Below are 436 nucleotides of genomic sequence, written 5' to 3' on the forward strand. Positions count from 1 at the left end.
AGCGTACCGAGCGGCGGCAGGTCCGGCGCAGACCGGAACGTGCGCGCCGCGACGTCCGCTGCGGCGGCCGGGCGACCCGCCTGGCGCACGTCGGAATGCCACAACCCGCCCTCCAGCATCACACGCTTGCCGTCGATCCGCGCGGTCCAGCGCCGCGTCGGCCGGTCGGGGTCGTTCAGGTTGCGCGTATCGAACGTCAGCGTGCCGCCGGACCAGCGGGCGTTCTGCATCGGGATCGTGCCGTACCAACCGGTCGTGACCGATCCGCTGACCGATCCCTGTTCGTCCGACACCTGCATCATCGTCACGCCGGGATAGGCGGGCGCGTCGTCGAACACCCACGCCCGCTCCGCAGCGGCGGCAAGGCTCGCATGACCCGCGCCCGTCAGGCATGCCAGCACCAACATCGTCAACGGTCGCATTCTCGTCCTCCCCC

At 71.1% G+C, this 436-nt stretch carries 1 protein-coding gene; it reads right to left on the reverse strand.

Going from position 1 to position 436, the window contains the following annotated elements; all coding sequences use genetic code 11:
- Positions 1–422, reverse strand: a 422-nt coding sequence (locus AC0IYH_RS29445) for a hypothetical protein (protein ID WP_471837580.1), incomplete at its 3' end; no start/stop codon positions are given.
- Between the last annotated feature and the right edge of the window lie 14 nt (positions 423–436).

The sequence above is a fragment of the Pseudomonas sp. AC463 genome (assembly GCF_979253585.1).